10 protein-coding genes and 2 riboswitches are annotated in these 16,625 nt (G+C 46.5%); all 10 genes read left to right on the top strand.

The features are described from left to right. Positions 1-18: 18 nt before the first annotated feature. Positions 19-3,129 (top strand): efflux RND transporter permease subunit, encoded by a 3,111-nt coding sequence (locus tag NST47_RS26135; RefSeq protein WP_341157748.1) that lies wholly within the window; start codon positions 19-21, stop codon positions 3,127-3,129. A gap of 44 nt (positions 3,130-3,173) precedes the next feature. Further along, the gene (locus tag NST47_RS26130) at positions 3,174-4,424 is read left to right on the top strand and encodes an efflux RND transporter periplasmic adaptor subunit (RefSeq protein ID WP_341157747.1); all 1,251 of its coding nucleotides are present in this window, start codon (positions 3,174-3,176) and stop codon (positions 4,422-4,424) included. A gap of 32 nt (positions 4,425-4,456) precedes the next feature. Next, positions 4,457-6,196, top strand: a complete 1,740-nt coding sequence (locus tag NST47_RS26125; RefSeq protein ID WP_341157746.1) for a hypothetical protein — start codon at positions 4,457-4,459, stop codon at positions 6,194-6,196. Positions 6,197-6,534: 338 nt separating this feature from the next. Continuing rightward, positions 6,535-6,698, bottom strand: a riboswitch (cyclic di-AMP (ydaO/yuaA leader). Between the two features lie 549 nt (positions 6,699-7,247). Next, a riboswitch (cyclic di-AMP (ydaO/yuaA leader) is annotated at positions 7,248-7,446 on the top strand. Between the two features lie 123 nt (positions 7,447-7,569). Then, positions 7,570-7,977 (top strand): hypothetical protein, encoded by a 408-nt coding sequence (locus NST47_RS26120; RefSeq protein WP_341157745.1) that lies wholly within the window; start codon positions 7,570-7,572, stop codon positions 7,975-7,977. A 146-nt stretch (positions 7,978-8,123) separates the two neighbouring features. Beyond that, entirely contained in the window at positions 8,124-8,201 is a 78-nt protein-coding gene (locus NST47_RS37220) for a potassium-transporting ATPase subunit F (RefSeq protein ID WP_420832541.1), read from the top strand. A gap of 200 nt (positions 8,202-8,401) precedes the next feature. Further along, positions 8,402-10,081: a potassium-transporting ATPase subunit KdpA gene (gene kdpA, locus NST47_RS26115; protein WP_341157744.1), complete on the top strand. Its 1,680-nt coding sequence runs from the start codon at positions 8,402-8,404 to the stop codon at positions 10,079-10,081. 21 nt (positions 10,082-10,102) lie between these two features. After that, positions 10,103-12,133, top strand: a complete 2,031-nt coding sequence (gene kdpB / locus NST47_RS26110; protein ID WP_341157743.1) for a potassium-transporting ATPase subunit KdpB — start codon at positions 10,103-10,105, stop codon at positions 12,131-12,133. A 63-nt stretch (positions 12,134-12,196) separates the two neighbouring features. Continuing rightward, a complete protein-coding gene (gene kdpC, locus NST47_RS26105) occupies positions 12,197-12,802 on the top strand; it encodes a potassium-transporting ATPase subunit KdpC (RefSeq protein ID WP_341157742.1) in 606 nt (201 codons plus the stop codon). Between the two features lie 114 nt (positions 12,803-12,916). Continuing rightward, the gene (locus tag NST47_RS26100; RefSeq protein ID WP_341157741.1) at positions 12,917-15,250 is read left to right on the top strand and encodes a histidine kinase; all 2,334 of its coding nucleotides are present in this window, start codon (positions 12,917-12,919) and stop codon (positions 15,248-15,250) included. Positions 15,251-15,363: 113 nt separating this feature from the next. Further along, positions 15,364-16,545 (top strand): MalY/PatB family protein, encoded by a 1,182-nt coding sequence (locus tag NST47_RS26095; protein WP_341157740.1) that lies wholly within the window; start codon positions 15,364-15,366, stop codon positions 16,543-16,545. Positions 16,546-16,625: the final 80 nt, after the last annotated feature.

Raw genomic sequence — 16,625 nt, 5'->3', positions numbered from 1 at the left:
TGATAAAGGAGTAAAATGATGAACAAATTTACTGATTTTTCTTTGAAAAATGCGGCAGCAATTATTATTATCAGCTTTATATTGCTCCTTGCAGGCACATTCTCCGCATCCACGTTGAAACAGGAAAGTATGCCGGATATCTCCTTGCCGATCGTATTTATAAGCACGGTGTATCCCGCTCCTCCTAAGGACGTTATGGATAATGTAACGAAGGTTATCGAGAAGCGGGTTGTGGGTGTGGAGGGTGTAAAAAAAGTTTCCTCCAGCTCAAATGACAACTTTTCTTCGATCACGGTTGAGCTAGTAAACGGCAGAAAGCCTGACGATGCAAAGCGGGATATCGAAAGCTCGATCAAGGATATTGTGCTGCCAAAAGGAGCAAGTGAACCGAAGGTTTCCAAGTTCGGCAGCAGTGATTTCCCGGTATACTTTGCTGCGATCAATGGTAACGAAAATATGAACCATGACGAGCTGAACCGGATTTATAAGGATGTTATCGAGCCTACCTTAAGCGCCATGGATGGGATTGATCATGTAGATTCAATTGGTCAGCAGGAAGCTACCTTGAAGCTGAAGCTGAATATTAGCGCGATCAATAACTACGGCATGACACCTGCGCTAGTTTCACAAAGTATACAAACTGCGCTCATGACGAGCCCGGCAGGTAAAGTTGATTTTAACGGAAGCTCCCAATCAGTTCGGATCGAAAGTGATTTGAACACGATCTACAATTTGGAAAATATGAAAATTACGTCCCCCAAGGGCGACACGGTTATGCTTAAAAATATTTCCAAGGTTGAAGCTATTTCCGAATCCAAATATATTGCCCGGTTGGACAGCACTCCGGCGATCGGTCTCACGCTGTTCAAAGGAAAAGATGCCAATACGGTCAAATTTGCCAATGATGTTGACAAATTGTTTGACGGCTGGAAACAAGAATATCCGAATTTGCAATTTTCACCTGTTTACAATGCAGCAAATGATGTCAAAAAATCGATCAACGGAATGCTGAAGGAAGGGATTATGGGGGCGGTTCTGGCTTCCGTCATGATCTTATTGTTCCTGAGAAATGTGCGTATGACCGTGATCGTATTGGTGTCAATTCCTTTGTCGATCTTAACTACATTATGCGCAATGGCATCACTCGATATAACGCTCAATATTATGACGCTCGGCGGTTTAACGATTGCCGTTGGCCGGGTTGTGGATGACTCGATTGTTGTAATTGAGAATATCTATAGTGAGCTGCAGCGGGTCAGTGACCGTAATGAATCTGTTATTAAGGTAGCAACTTCAAAGGTAGCTTCGGCGATCACCTCATCCACGATTACAACTGCAGGTGTATTTTTACCGATAACCTTTGTTGGCGGGGTATTGGGGGATATATTCAGACCCTTTGCCATTACCTTGATCGTGGCGTTAATGTCCTCACTGATCATCGCATTGACAGTTATTCCGATGCTTGCCAAGCTGATGGTGCTCAAAAGTAATAAGATCAAGCATCACGATGAAGAGCAGGTCGGCAAGCTAGGTGGCAGTTATAAGAAAATATTAAATTGGTCGCTCGATAACCCGAAGAAGACGGTGCTGGCGGCGATACTGGCGCTTATCATTTCGATAGGAGGAACGGTTCCTTTTCTTCCGATGGCCTTTATGCCGGATAGCGAAACCAATAAGCAGGTTCAGTATACGTTAAAGCTGCCACAGGATACATCCTTTGAATCGATGGATTTGAAGGTTAAAGAAATCGAAGCGATGCTTCGGGAATCCAAGGATTCTGCCGGACAACCGGCGTTTGATTATTTTGAATCGATGGTCGGGTATGACCAAATGAATACAAGCGGTGAAAGAACGCCTTACAAGGCGAGTATTATTGGTTCGGTATCAGCTGCTTCCAATGCCAAGGAAATGGCCGAAACGTTTAAGCTTAAAATGATAGAGATGACCCCTCAAGGATCGGAAATTGAAGGCGCGCTGCTAGCGCCAAGCATGGGCTCTGGAGATGATTTTGCCTATCTGCTGAAAGGTGAAGATCTGAATCAACTGATTGCCGGAGCCGAGCTGGTCAAAGCGAAGATGCGGGAATTCCCGGAGCTGACTACGATTAAAGACAGTCTGAGTGAAAAGAAGACGCAGGTCGTTGTCAGTGTTGACCAAAATAAGGCGCGTGTGTATGGTTTATCCTCGGCGCAGCTTACAGACACAGTTCGATTGTGGCTAGCAGAGGCACCACTGGGCGATATCAAATTCGACAATGTAACCTTTGAAACCAAGGTCATGGTAGATGACGATTTCAAAAATTCGATGGAAAAGCTGGGACGCATCCAGCTGACTACCTCAACCGGTGCGGTCGTCGCTCTTAACGATGTAGCCAAAATCAAACAGGTAGATGCACCGGCTGCCATCACTCGGGAAATGCAAGAGCAATACGTGAAAATCACAGCCAAAATCGAGAGTAAAGATAAAGGTGGCGTAAGCACCAAAGTTACAGAAGCTTTGAAAACAGTAGAACTCCCTGGAAGTGTACGTACAACGGCACAAGGGGTGAATGACGATATTCAGGAAAGCTTTGGCCAAATGGCGGTTGCCATGGGCGCTGCGATTTGTCTCGTTTATCTCGTCATGGTTATTGCTTTTGGGAATGCGAGTGCGCCGTTTGTTATTCTCTTTTCGGTACCGATGGCTGCGATCGGCGGATTTATCGCGTTGCTGATTTCAGGCGAGTCGATCAATATTACGTCACTGATTGGATTTTTGATGTTGATCGGGGTTGTTGTTACCAACGCCATCGTACTGATCGACCGGGTACAGCAGCTTCGCGCTGATGGATTATCGGTTCGTGATGCTTTGGTTAGAGCGGGCTTAACAAGACTTCGTCCGATTATTATGACCGCGGGTGCTACAGTGATGACCTTGCTGCCATTGGCGCTGGGTGTATCGGATGGATCACTGATTTCCAAAGGCTTGGCAGTTGTTGTTATCGGCGGTTTGATTACTTCGACCGTATTGACCTTGATTGTTGTACCCGTGATTTACGAACTTATCGATAAAATGAATGTCGGAATCTCGCGGTTTATGAACAGGAAAGAAAACCGAATCGCCAAAACCCCGACAGTAGAAAGCATGTAGGTCGAGTAGCTGACAGATATATATCGAAAAGGAGCAACATTCCAATGAAACCATTTAGGGTCAATCCAGTTCATACAGGTGTAAAAGCTATGGGATTAATGATAGTTGGAGCGGTCATGCTTGCAGGCTGCTCGGAAACGCCCAAAGCCCAACCGGCACAGGCTACTGAAGTACAGCTCAAGCAGGTTAAGGTAAGTAAAGTAGCAAAGCAAAAAATAAGTGAGCCTTTGGAGCAGGTGGCTGATATCGCCTCCTCCATACAGCTCGATGTGTCAGTCAAGGTTGGCGGCGATGTTAAGGAGATATTGAAGAAGCGTGGAGATAACGTCGAAAAAGGTGAAGTGATTTTTAGACTTGATCCAACCGATGTGCTGATATCCAAAGAAAAAGCGACCGTGACGATATCCTCAACGAAAGAGCAGCTGGTGAAGGCGCGGGAGGATTTGGCTAACAGCAAGCAGGATTTACAGAACGGCATCGTGAAGCTGGAAGCGGCAATTAAGGAAACTGATAAGAATTATAATAAAATGCGCAACGACTTTGATTTGGGGCTATCAACGAAATTCCAGCTGGAGCAGGTAGAGACCCAGTTAAACAATCTCAAGCTTGATTTGCAGAGCAGTCTACAGAAACAAAAAACGCTGGAAACGACCAATTCCTTATCACAGCTGGAACAGGGCTTACTCATATCGGATGTGTCAATCCGAGAGGCCGATCGGACCTTGGAGCATATGGAAGTGAGAGCAAGCGTTAGCGGAGTACTGACAGATTTGCCGGTTGAAGTTGGCATGACGCTTCCAGCAGGCTTCCGTGCTGCACAGATTCAGCAGCTGGACCCTATCAAGATCAAAGCTGAGCTTACCGAAGAGGCGGCTGCGCTAGTCCGCGGGAAGCAAGAGCTATCCTTTTACATATCCGGTTCAACTGAAAAATATAAGGCCAAAGTGAGCTATCTGGCTGATGTTGTCAGCACCCAATCCAAAGCCTACTCATTGGAACTTGAATTGCCCAATCAGGATCGCAAGTTCAAGCCGGGAATGAAGGCTCAGGTTCTGCTGACAGAAGATCAGGATCAAATCGTAGTCACCGTGCCGACCTTAAGTATTGTTCGTGAAAGCGGAGAGAGCTTCGTATTCGTTATGGCAGGAGATACCGTAGAGAAGCGTAAGGTCACACTGGGTCGTTTAAGTGATACGTATCAAGAGGTCATAAGCGGTATCAAGGAAGGTGAACCGTTGGTAACCTCCGGGCAGAATCAACTGAAGGATAAAGAAAAAGTACAGCTAGCTCAATAAACCATGCTTGTCACAGGAGGAGAACGAAACGAATGAATAGAAGGTTAACCGTCATCGTAGCATCAGCCGTGTTATCGGCATCGATCACCGGCTTCATGAGTCCTGCTTTTGCTGAGGTACCCGTAACAACGAGCATAGAAACAATCAGTCCTGCACAACCCGTCCAACCGATCGCTGCCGTATATCCATTGACAGATGTATTGAATGTACAGCTGAAAAGTGTTCTGTCAGAGGAAATTCTCGGAGGCACCCGGATCGGCATTGTGATCAAAATGGAAAATACAAGCACCTCGATCACCAAGGTTCCGGATTATGAGTTTCGTGTACGCACCAGCAAAGGGATAACCTATACGCTGCAGCCAAGCACAGCGAATCCAAGAATCATTCAGCCCCAGACCACAACCGATATTAGTTACATGGTCGTACTGGATCGTGCTGAGAAAATAAGCATAAGCGAAGTTAATTGGATAGATGTTGATTATTATGTATATCCCAAGAAAGAAACTCTCATGGCTTCAGTTCCGATCACGATACAGCCATGGAATGGTGTAGATACGTCCATGACCGATTCTGCTGCGATCCGCAAGTGGTCTGACGCTTTCCGGATTCCTGCATTGGATTCCCCAATCGAATACACTCCCGTAGATATCCATAAGGAATCTACCAAGACGGGTAATGTATATGTCGTTCAATTGCTGGCTTATAACCCGTCGAGTCAACGAGAAGCCATACCCGATTTTTCCATAGATGGGAAAAACGATAAAAAGGTGTTCACAGGCAGCCGATTAGAGAAAGATACGATTCAATTGGATGCCAAAGAAGAAAAGTATATGCATTACGCAATTCCAACCGATCAGGATACTGAGCTGTTGAGCTTGAATCTGTTGACTGCTGAAAGCTTCACATCAGGAGCTTCCAACGTGGTTAGTTATCAAGTGGGCAGACTGAATATATTGCTCCCAGGCGATGCGGCTCCACAAAATTATGAAGCTTATGCATTAGGCACCTCCATGAAATTTGATGCGCGAAGTGAACTTATCCATCCGGATTTGCAGGTGTCATTGGTTGAGCTTCATATGAATGACAACCTGGATGAAGGCAGCAAGCAAGTAACGGCTAAATTCCGTTTGTATAACCAAAGTGCGCGACCGCTCGCTATCCCCATGTTTCAAACGGAACTGATCGGCAGTGGAGGTTACCAATACAGTGGCAGACGTCAAGTTCTGGCGGCAACTTCTGTCCTGCCCAACACAGGAACGACCATCAATTACACGTATGTGGTACCAGCTACTGAGACAGGCACAGGACTTGCCTTAAAGCTTCAGGATACAACGGCACAAGCGCCGTACAAATCAACGATTGCTGCCTACAGTGTAAATTTACAGCCATCGGACAAGGAAGACAAATTCAGTATATACCCATTTGATGTAGCGATTGACCGTTGGGATATTTCCTATTTGTTCAATTCTGCGACTCTTCAATATACGTACAAAGGCAAGTTTTTCTTCGATATTGAACGCATCAAAGAGACCCAGGTAGATGAAAGCTTCCCGCAGCTTCAATTTGAACTGCATGATTCATTGGGACGGCTCGTGGGCACCTCTGTGAAATCGTTGATTGGGCAGGAACGTCTGGTTACAGGCGAGAACAATATTGCTTTTACCGGCAATTCTGAACAATTTGACACGCCGCTGACTTTAAAAGTATACGAAATATTCAAAACGGAAAATGGAGATGCCAAACGTCTACTGACTGAATTAAGCAGACCGTGATCTTTAATTTATTGCTGCAGCAGGGGAGATTCCATTCTGCCCAACTATTCCATCCGCGGCTGGATATTTTCAATAATCCGCAGGAGCCATCGGAAGTGATTTGCGGGATTCGGCCTTTCAATAGAAGACAATCAAATTGATAAATTTCCATGGAGCCGATTTTGTAGGGTACAAGGAAAATTCAATGGGTACGGTCAATGGGTCGGCGAGCTTTAGCATGATGCATGCACTCCTCTACATTTTTTGAATTTGGACAAACCAAAGGAAGCCCGAGAGCAGAGAAACTCTACTCTCGGGCTTCCTTTGCATGAATAAATAAGGTCAGGGAGATACGAGTGTGCTTCTCTCTCAATTCGCTTACGAGGTTAGCTACCGGATTCGGGCTTGAGAGTGCCCTACCCCCGGGCATCGAAGATGCCAAGAGGATTCACCCCTATAAGCTATCTATCCTAGATAGCTTATACTGGGTCCCCCGTTTCCCTGAAGTGGTCGTTCAAAAAGTCGCTTTTTTGAACACATATCTTATGGGAATTAAGCATTGATAATGGATGATATGGAGTTGTGAAGTTAATGAAATGTATCATACGCTGGCCGTTAAATAATGTAAAACTCCAATCCGCATCATAATTACGCCTTTTTTGCTTAAAAGGTCGATGAAAGCGGAATCAAACCTGATTTCCCTTTATTATCTATATCTATGCTAGCTCATGCTGGGTATTTGAATTTTCCTTCGTAAAACGGAGATATCGAGAGATGGATGCAGATATCGAGAGCATGAGAAGGATTTGGATACCATGCAAGTCAATTATAGCTTTGTATGCCGTGCGGTATTTATTTACAGTGTTAAGCGGCTGGCGTATGATACATCTCATGATTCCAACAAAGTTTTCCAAGTAACGGCTGAACTTTTTCAGCCCTATGAACCGGTTCATAGGGGCGAGAGCGTCGTTTTTATGAGAGAGGATGATGAAGCTTGTGATCGTGTTCAACGACCATGAGGTATATAGGAAATGTAGATTTGTAGGGATTGTCTGTAATTGAAAATGAATCATGCACTTTATCGCTGAGTCCTTGAATTTAAAAGGAACGGGGGAACCAAAGAAGCGCGTAATCCCTGATTCGTTAATTCGTAGTCAGGTACACGAGCTTCATGGGGTGAATCCTTCTTGGCATCTTCGATGCCTTGGGGTAGGGCTACTCTCTAGCCCGAATCCGACAGCTAACCTCGTAAGCGTATAGGGAGAGGCAACAATTGTCGTGCGTAAGACACGGTTTGTATAACTGTGTTTTCAGAAGCCACGAGAAGAGTTCCGCTCTTTTCGCAGGCTTCTTTTTGTTGTCTCCTTTTTGACATTCATAGGAGGAAGATTGAAATGGAACAACAGGAAGTCATTTTGGTTTCGGCACCCAATAAAACAGGAGAAGGCTTCATCCTTCAATTGCTAAAGCAGGGCTTGCGTTTTGCAGCTATTGCCAACAACCAGGGAGAAAAGCAAAGACTGGTCAATATTGGTGTGAAAAATATTGTAATGGTAGATACCACAGAACAAATCAATTGGACTCTTCCAGACTTTACCATAGGGAAAGTGTTTATTTTTGAGCGAAGCCTAAATCTGTGCTGCCGTTATATTCAAATGTGCCGCAGATGGACCTCCAAGCCTATTTATGTCATCACCCATACGAGTAATCCGCGTCTGGTCTACAAAGGACTCGGGGCTGCCTATGTGATTCATACGACGAGCGAGGATGTTTCCTTTTTAATTCAAACACGTGTGAAATAAGTGCCAGCTTCTTTTCGGAAGCTCTTAGGAGGGGTAACCATGTTGGATCTATATATGGTACTGATGCTAGCCATTGCTTACGCGCTGTTCAGTGGATTTTTGTTGTGGTGCGGGCGTATTACTGAAGAATCAGGAGGCGAGCGTTTATGATCGTTGTCATTATTTTTACAATATTTATTTTTATTTATCTGGCCTATGCCTTGGTTAATCCCGAGAAATTTTAATAAACGAGTAGTCCGGTGAATTATTAGCGGAATCGGAATGGGCGGAATCGTTCTGGAGAAGCGAAGCGTTCGGAAGAATGATCTGACCGTGCAGCGGACTTTTTCACCAATCTTTACGAAGTCAGTTTTGCTAAAGCAAAACTCAGCACATGCTTACGAAGAAAGTTTTCTTACGAAAACTCTGAGGAGGAAACAAACAAATGGGCATTTTGCAAATTGCCGTCGTGATTGTCATTTTGGTGCTGTTGGTAAAACCAGTAGGTACCTATCTCTATAACGTATTTTCTAATGAAGCGAATCGGACTGACAAGTGGTTTGGGTTTATCGAAAAACCGATTTTTGCAATGATCGGTTTAAAGGAACGAAAGGGTATGACCTGGAAAACCTACGCGCTCAGTTTTATTGTGACGAATATCGTGCTCGTGGCCATAAGCTATATGATTTTGAGAATGCAAAAGTATTTGCCGCTCAATCCGAACGGGATTGACAACATGGAAGAAACGTTGACCTTCAATACGGTCATCAGCTTTATGACCAACACGAATCTGCAGCATTACAGCGGGGAGTCGGGCTTGTCTTATTTTTCGCAGATGGCTGTCATTATGATGATGATGTTCACCTCGGCAGCGACCGGGTTTTCCGTAGCCATTGCCTTTGTCAGAGGGATTACGAGTAAAGGGGAAACGATAGGCAACTTTTTTGAGGATTTTGTAAAAGCGCATATTCGTGTATTTTTCCCGTTTGCTTTTGTAGTGACTCTACTTCTTGTGGCTCTTCAGGTTCCTCTGACGCTGCAGCCTACAATAACCGCAACGACGCTGGAGGGTACTGAGCAGCAAATTGCTATCGGACCGGTGGCGGCACTGGAATCGATCAAGCATATCGGTACGAATGGCGGCGGATTTTTTGGAGTGAACTCGGCCCATCCGTTTGAGAATCCGAATCCGCTGACCAATGTGATTGAAATTTTATCGATGTGGGTTTTATCTGCTGCGCTTCCTTACACGTACGGCTTGTTTGCCAAAAACCGCAAGCAGGGTTGGGTTATTTTTTCCTCGATGATGATCTTATTTATTATGTTTCTGTCCCTTATTTATGCTGCGGAGTCAAGCGGTAATCCTGTCATGAACAGATTGGGCATCGATGCCGCACAGGGCAGTATGGAAGGTAAAGAGGTCCGCTTTGGCATTCCGCAATCGGCACTGTTCGCTACGGTAACGACAGCGGCGACAACTGGCAGTGTCAATACGATGCACGATACACTGACACCGCTTGGCGGCATCACGCCAATGGCTCTCATGATGCTGAACTGTGTGTTTGGCGGTAAGGGCGTCGGGCTCGTTAATATGCTGATGTATGCGATATTGGCGGTATTTCTCGCGGGGTTAATGGTCGGTAGAACACCGGAGTTTCTCGGTCGGAAAATAGAAGCACGCGAAATCAAGCTGATTGCTATTGCGATTCTGGCGCATCCACTCATTATTTTGGCATCAACAGCAATTGCGTTGGCTACTGATTTAGGAAAAGCGGGAATAACGAATCCGGGCTTTCATGGCATTTCACAAGTTTTGTATGAATTTACATCCTCCGCGGCTAACAATGGTTCGGGGTTCGAAGGATTGGGCGATAATACACCATTCTGGAATATATCTACGGGAGTTGTGATGCTGTTCGGCCGCTATATTTCCATGATTGCGATGTTGGCGGTAGCCGGATCGATGCTGCGCAAGCAGTGGGTTCCCGAAACTATCGGAACTTTTCGCACAGATAACCGTTTGTTCGCCGGTATTCTAATAGGAACGGTTTTAATTATAGGCGCTCTGACGTTCTTGCCTGGTATTGTATTGGGCCCGATAGCCGAGCATTTGACGATTCGTTAATGGAAGGAGTGGATATTATTCATGCAAACCAATAGAAAAAAAAGCTTATCTGGTGACATCCTTCGCAATGCCGTCAAAGACAGCTTTGTGAAGCTGAATCCGATGACGATGATGAAAAATCCGGTTATGTTTGTTGTTGAGGCTGGCACCTTGATCGTGCTGCTGATGACGATTTTTCCAGGATATTTTGGTACGAGTCAAAGTATGGGTTTTAACCTGACTGTATTTGCGATTCTGCTCTTCACTCTGCTGTTTGCAAATTTTGCAGAAGCACTTGCTGAAGGCCGCGGGAAAGCACAGGCCGATTCACTGAAACAATCCAAAAAAGAGATCAGCGCCAATAAAGTGGTGAACGGTGGATTGAAGCTGGTTCCGTCTACCGAGCTGCGCAAAGGAGATATCGTCGTTGTTTCTCAAGGAGAAATGATACCGGGCGATGGAGAAGTGATTGAAGGGCTGGCTTCTGTAGACGAATCCGCCATTACAGGAGAATCCGCTCCGGTGATTAAGGAAGCAGGAGGCGACTTCAATTCGGTAACAGGCGGTACCCGTGTTGTCAGTGACAAGATCAAGGTGAGAATTACGAATGATCCCGGGGAATCGTTTATCGACCGGATGATTGCTTTGGTTGAAGGCGCCAAGCGGCAAAAAACACCGAATGAAATTGCGTTGAACACGCTGCTCACCAGTTTGACGTTGATTTTCCTTATTGTTGTCGTGACCTTGGCTCCGATTGCCAAATATCTGGACATTCAATTGGATATACCGGTATTGATTTCATTACTGGTATGTCTGATCCCGACGACAATTGGCGGTTTACTATCAGCTATCGGGATTGCAGGGATGGACCGTGTGACCCAGTTTAATGTTCTCGCCATGTCAGGTAAAGCGGTCGAAGCCGCTGGGGATATTAATACGATGATTTTGGATAAAACAGGGACGATTACATTCGGTAACCGGATGGCCAGCGAGTTTACTCCTGTAGATTCTGAGAACATAGCGGTTTTGGGTGAATGGGCTGCGATCAGCTCCCTCAAGGATGAAACACCGGAAGGGCGTTCGGTGCTGGAATTAATGAAAAAGCAAGGAATGGCCTATGACAGCTCGATTGCCGAGGACGGGGTATTTATCGAGTTTAAAGCGGAAACCCGGATGAGCGGGATCGATTTGTCAGATGGACGTAAGGTACGCAAGGGAGCTGTGGATTCGGTAAGAAAATGGGTGGAATCTCAAGGTGGAGCCGTTCCGAGTGATCTGGAGCTCAAAGGCAATGCGATTGCATCAGAGGGCGGTACACCGCTCGCTGTAGCGCTAGATAACCATATCCTCGGGCTCATATATTTGAAGGACACCGTGAAGCCGGGGATGAAGGAGCGGTTTGAGCAGCTTCGCAGGATGGGCATCAAAACGATCATGTGTACGGGTGATAATCCGCTGACTGCAGCTACCATTGCCCGTGAGGCTGGTGTGGATGAGTTTATAGCCGAGAGCAAGCCTGAGGATAAAATTGCCGTTATCCGTAAAGAGCAAGCGGAAGGAAAGCTGGTTGCAATGACTGGCGACGGTACGAATGATGCTCCTGCACTTGCACAAGCGGATGTAGGGCTTGCGATGAACAGCGGTACGACAGCCGCCAAAGAAGCAGCCAACATGGTTGATCTGGATTCGGACCCATCCAAAATTATCGAGGTAGTGGCGATTGGCAAGCAGCTGCTGATGACGCGTGGTGCTTTGACAACCTTTAGTATCGCTAACGATGTGGCCAAATATTTCGCTATCATTCCGGCTATGTTTACGCTCGCGATTCCACAGATGGAGGCACTCAATATTATGAGGCTCGGCTCCCCATTGTCAGCGATTTTGTCCGCTTTGGTCTTCAATGCCATTATTATTCCGCTCTTGATCCCGCTTGCTATGCGAGGGGTTGGCTATAAACCGATGAGCTCAAATAAGCTCCTGCAGCGCAATCTGTTTATTTATGGATTTGGCGGGATCGTAGTGCCGTTCTTAGGCATCAAGCTTATTGATCTGATGGTGCATTTATGGATTTAGAAGTACGGTGAATCTTGATCTCGCAGCGGTATCAACATCTATCAGAAAAGAGGGTATCAAAGAATGGATAAATCGGAACATGCTGCGTCAAGCACAGCAAGCTTTTCTTTGGGAATCGTGATTCGGGTTAGTCTAGTATTTCTTGTATGTTGTGGAATCATGTATCCTCTGGTATGCACCGGGGTCGCACAGGTGCTGATGCCTGCAAATGCGAATGGCAGTATGATTTACAACAGCAAGGGACAGATCGTGGGCTCGGAACTGATCGGACAAAAGTTTGCTGATCCCAAATACTTTCAAGGCAGAGTATCAAGTATTGATTACAAGGCAGAGGCTTCAGGGTCCAATAACTATGCGGCATCCAATCCTGACATGCTGAAGCGGACACAGGAATCGATTGAGGACTGGAAGACCAACAATCCTGCTGTTCCCGTGAGTCAATTGCCAATTGACTTGATTACCAACTCAGGCTCGGGACTTGATCCGCATATCAGCCCGCAATCGGCTCTCGTTCAGGTTCCAAGAATCAGCAGGCTGAACGGAATTCCCGAAGCCAAGCTGCAGCAGCTTGTACAGCAAACAACCGAAGGAAGGGACTTGGGATTGTTCGGTGAACCCCGGGTCAATGTGTTAAAATTAAACTTGGCATTGAGCGCCTTGCTGAAGTAGCTCTTTATAGAAGGAAAAGTTCTGGTAAAGCTATGGCTTTATCGGGCTTTTCCTTTTCCTCATCCTGTGAGTGGACACATATAAACGATCGAATCGATGTGCATGGAGGCGTTCATGGAAAATTTTAAACGCAAAACACCAGAGGAGATTCTGTTATCGATTTCCAAGCTGCATAGAGGTCGATTAAAGGTATATATTGGTGCGGTCAGCGGTTCGGGGAAAACGTATCATATGCTGCGTGAAGGTCAGCATTTGAAAAATCAGGGTATCGACGTGGTGATATGTGCCGTGTCCACCATGCAGCGTCCCGAAACGGTCGAGCAGATCGGAGACTTGGAACGGGTTCCAAGCATACATTGGATGAAAGAAAATGTTGAAAAAAAAGACTTGAATCTGGATGCACTCATTAAACGTAATCCTGAAGTGGTATTGGTAGATGGTTTGGCTCATCGCAATCGCAAGGATGCCCAGTACGCCACACGTATGGAAGATATTCGATTTTTAATCAACCACGGGATTAGCGTGATCTCAACTGTCAACGTATACGAGCTGGAAGGGGTTACGGAATTAGCCAGGAAATTAACGGGAGTGGAAGCCCAGGAAACCGTACCTGCCGATACACTGGAAATTGCCGATGAAGTTGTACTGATCGATGCCACGCCGGAAACCTTGTTAAATCGGGCAGCAGAGGGCCACCTGCATTTTGGCAAAGGATCTGCTTTATTCAAGAGAGGTAATCTGGCCGTGCTGCGAGAATTGTCTTTGCGATTAATGGCTGAGGGTGTTAATGAATCCCTGGATAAGCATAGAGATGAGTTAGGTTTGATCGGTCCCTCCGGTGCAACAGAGCGTATTCTCGTATCAGCGCAGTATCATTGGAATGGATCAATCTACGTACGCAGAGGCCAGCAAATCGCCAAACGTCTGAATGGAGACTTGCGAGTGGTTACTTTTGTCAATCCGCAAAAAGAGCTGTCCAAGGTGGAAGCAACCTTCAAGCGGTCCATCGTCAAATTGGTTAAAAAAGTAGGCGGAGAGTTCGACGAGCTCCCGCTTTGTGCCCGCCGTTCCCTGCCCAAGGTCCTTGTTAAGTACGCTCTGGATCATAACGTAACCCGAATTGTTCTCGGTCATTCCAAGCAATCCCGCTGGGTGGAGTTCTGGCAAGGCTCTATTGTCCACGACATGCTGAAGCAAACGAGAAATATCGACATCTTCATGGTCGCAGACCGCGCGGAGCATGAAGGGGAGCGAATTCTGCCTGCCAAGCTATCGAAACCTAAGGAAGAGGAAGAGTGGTTCCGCCGCTTGAGTTCTCAGGAGGTTGAACGCAAAATTATGCAGATCAAACGCGGAACATTTAAAGTGTATATAGGCGCTGCGCCAGGCGTGGGCAAAACGTACACCATGCTGCGTGATGGCAACGATCTCGATAAAAAAGGAATTCAGGTGCTGGTCGGCCTGCTGGAAACACACGGTCGCAAGGAAACGGCAGCACAGATCGGCGCACTGGAGCTGATTCCACGTAAGGTTATGGATTATCGGGGAACTCGTCTGGAGGAAATGGATGCAGAGGAAGTGATCCGACGTAATCCGGATGTAGTTCTTGTCGATGAATTGGCACATACGAATGTACCCGGAAGTAAAAATAAGAAAAGGTACGAGGATGTGCTTGATATTTTGACGGCAGGGGTCTCCGTCATTTCAACCGTCAACGTGCAGCATCTGGAAAGCCTGAATGATGCTATAGAGCAAATTACGGGAGTCCGTGTCAGAGAGACGGTTCCGGATCATATTCTGAGACTTGCTGACGAGGTACAGCTGATCGATGTGGCTCCGCAATCGCTGCAGCAGCGAATGAGAGAAGGCAAAATCTATGCGATGGATAAGGTGGATCAAGCCATTAACAATTTTTTTAAAACCGTTAATCTGATTGCCTTGAGGGAGCTTGCCTTGCGAGAGATCGCGGATGATGTGGATGAACGTCTGGAATCCTGGGAGAGAAGCAATTCTCTTCGTGGTCCTTGGCGCAGACAGGAGGTTATTTACGTATGTATTGATGCCACCCCACAGGCAGAACGCTTGATACGTCGAGGCTGTCGAATTGCCCATAGATTGAAAGCGGCCTGGTATGTCACCTATGTGCAAATCTCGTCCACACATGAATTACTGGAGCGAGTTGAGGCGCTAAGGAGGCTGACAAGCCGCTTGGGTGGAACCTTTGAAACGCTGAAGGCTGAGCATCGCAGGCAAATACCCGAGGCTTTGGTAAGCAAGGCAAATGTCTACAAAACCACGCAGATTATTATGGGGCAATCCAAATTATCGATCTGGAAGGAGCTGTGGCAAGGCTCGATAGTGAAAAATCTGCTTCGCCGCGCAAGGCATATGGATGTGCTGGTAGTTGCGGATTGCGAGATCGATACCAGAATTCCTAACAAAGCATAGAAGCTGCAGTCCATAGGTAAAGCTTCGTTTATCGGGATGTTCAAGAAATGTTGTTATACAGGGCTCGTCACTAATGGTATAATTTTAAAAAATCGATAATGAGGTGACCTTGTTTGGCTTACAATTTTGATCAATTAAACGATAGACGGAATACTCGCTCATATAAATGGGATCAAGGCGGCAAGCTGTTCGGGGAACCGGATATTCTCCCGCTATGGGTAGCTGATATGGACTTTTTGGCTCCTCCTGCCATTCAGAAGGTACTGAAGCAGCGTGCCGAGCTGGGCATTTATGGATATGCAATCCGCACGGACAGTTATTTGGAATCGATTGTAAACTGGTTTAAACGCCGTCATAATTGGGATATTGAGACCAACTGGATAACGGATTCACCAAGTATCGTGACCTCGCTAAGTTTGGCAGTGGAGTTGTTCAGCGAGCCAGGTGGACAGGTAGTCATCCAGTCTCCTGTGTATTACCCTTTCTATGATGTGATTCAAAGCAATGGACGAGTTGTTGCCAAAAACTCGCTGCTTCTGCAAAATGGGCGCTTCGAGATGGATTATGAGCATTTGGAGTCATTGTTCAAGGGTGGCGCCAAATTGCTGCTGCTGTGCAGCCCTCACAATCCGGGAGGACGTGTGTGGGAGCGTGAAGAGCTGCTCAAGCTGGGAGAGCTTTGCCTGCAGTATGGGGTAATCGTCGTCTCCGATGAGATTCATTGTGACCTGACCTTCCCGGGACACCCTCACATACCGTTCGCATCGTTGTCTCCTGAGCTGGCCGACATCACGATTACGTGCCTGGCTGCTACCAAAACGTTTAATTTGCCAGGACTGCACACATCCTTTATCGTGACCTCTAATACCAGCCTCAAACGGACAATCGATCATCGTCTCAAAACGCTTAGCCTGCATATGGCGCAGCATTTTGCACAGGATGCCGTTGAGGTTGCCTATAATGAAGGCGAAGCTTGGCTCGATGAAATGATGGTCTATGTCAAAGGAAACCTGGATTACACACTTGGCTTTTTGGCTGAGCATTTACCGGAAGTAAAGCCGTTATATCCGGAGGGGACCTACTTATTGTGGATGGATTGCCGGGAGCTTGGACTGGACATTAAAGGGCTTAAGGACTTGATGTTCCGTCAGGCCAAAGTGGCATTTAGCGAAGGTTCGGTATTTGGGACCGAAGGAGAAGGCTGGCTGCGTATCAATCTGGCTTGCCCAAGATCGATTGTGGAGCAGGCGCTTAGGCAGTTCTGCGATGCTGCAAACAGCAGTAAGCGCGGATAAGCAAGTTGAAGCAGAGTTCAACAAGCGGAATGACACAAATAATCGTAGAGCAGCCACAAGTGGGCTGCTCTTTTTAAAAG

Source organism: Paenibacillus sp. FSL H8-0034, assembly GCF_038000305.1.
In the GTDB taxonomy this organism is placed as follows: Bacteria; Bacillota; Bacilli; order Paenibacillales; family NBRC-103111; genus Paenibacillus_S.
This window is presented reverse-complemented; position numbering and strand designations above follow the sequence as displayed.